This window comes from Promicromonospora kroppenstedtii DSM 19349 (genome assembly GCF_000515355.1).
In the GTDB taxonomy this organism is placed as follows: domain Bacteria; phylum Actinomycetota; class Actinomycetes; order Actinomycetales; family Cellulomonadaceae; genus Promicromonospora; species Promicromonospora kroppenstedtii.
Window position 1 is genome coordinate 30,235 of the sequence record NZ_KI911603.1, and the last position, 1,526, is coordinate 31,760.

1 protein-coding gene and 1 pseudogene are annotated in these 1,526 nt (G+C 74.3%); both read right to left on the reverse strand.

Features of this window, described 5'->3' with window-relative positions; translation table 11 throughout:
- Positions 1-523, reverse strand: a pseudogene (locus tag PROKR_RS33710) (hypothetical protein); the annotation flags it as partial.
- Between the two features lie 61 nt (positions 524-584).
- Positions 585-1,526: SGNH hydrolase domain-containing protein (locus tag PROKR_RS03480; protein WP_036959522.1), on the reverse strand; the 942-nt coding region annotated here is incomplete at its 5' end.

Consider the following 1,526-nt stretch of genomic DNA (forward strand, 5'->3'; position numbering starts at 1 on the left):
GGAACGCGACCAGCGGGCTGCGGCCGTCCGCCCGCTGGTCGCCGAACCGTGCCGGGTCGAAGAGCGGGGAGGTCACCGCGTCCCAGGCGCCGTCGGCGCCGTCGAGGTAGGTGATCAGCGGGTCGGTCTCGTCGCGCTCCCACCGCTGGGGCCGGAACCGCGCGGGGACGAAGAGGGGGTGCGGCGACCAGCCCGAACGGCGGCCGCGCGCGAGGTAGTGCTTCACGGCGCGCACGGGGCCCGGGAACGTCGTGCCTGCCTGGGCCTCGTACCACTCGACGTCGAAGAGTCCGGAGCCGAGCACCCGGTCGGCGTCCGACAGCACGGGCTCGGCAGGCTCGGTGGCGGGCTCCGCGGCAGGCTCCGCGGGCTCTGGCGCGGCAGGCCCGGAAGCCGCGTCCGCGGGGGTCACCGTCCCGGCGTCCTGGGCGGGAACCTCCGTCGGTTCGTCCGGGCGGTCCTTGGCCTGCCGGCCACGTCCGTCCACGAGCGCCCTGATGATCTTGCTGGGGTCAAGAGCCACAGCGACAGCGTAGCGATCACCGGGGGCGCGCCCGACCGCCGGAGGCCGGCCGGCGGCCCGGTCAGTCGCCGAGCGCGGCGGCGATGCGGTCGCCGAGGAACGGCGCCAGGGTCACCAGGAACGGCCGCGACACGTGGAAGCCGTCCGCGTACACGGGCAGGTATCCGATGACGGGCGAGCAGGTCTCCGGGCCGCAGTAGTAGTCCGTCATGTCCACGAGGCGCGCGTTCGGGTCCAGCTCGACGGCGACCGCGGAGCCGTCGTCCCGCAGCACGGCCTCCCGGTCCCGGGCGCAGACGGTCGCCGCGTCGTCACCGTTCTCCTCGATGCAGGGCACGACCTCCCGCTCGAAGACGTCGGCGTTCTCCTCGAAGATCGGGTTGTCGCGGATCGCGATGACGGGCACCGAGAGATCCGGCCGCTGCGCCCACGCCTCCGCGAGGCCGGCCCCCAGCGCCTCGGTGCGGTCCTCGTCGCCGACCGCCTGCACGGACTGCTTGCTGGAGTGCAGCACGAGGTACCCGTCGTACTCGGGGTGGGAGCGCACGTAGTCCTCGAGCTGCCGGTTCCACTCGGTGCACAGGTCGATCGACTCCTGCACGGACTTGAGCATGGGGCGCGCGTTCCAGTGACAGCCGGCCCGGCCCGCGACGTCGATGCGCCACCCGCGCTCCTGCGCGATCCGCTGGTAGGCGGAGAGCATCTGGTGGCTGTGCGAGTCACCCGTGGCCAGGAGCCGGTGGCTGTACCCGGTCTCGGGACCGAGGCTGCACACCCCGAGGCGCACCGGCCGCTCACGGTTGGACCAGCAGTCGGCGGCCGAGCCGCCCGGGTCGGAGTAGCCGGTGCTGAACGCGCCCACGAGCGAGCTCGGGTCGTCGACCTCGCACTCGGGCGTGCCGGGGTCCATGGTCGCGGCCCCGATGCAGCCGGCCAGCCGCTCGACCTCCCGCTCCGCCTCGGCGGCGACCGCCGTCTGGTGCGCCGCCACCCGGTCGACCGC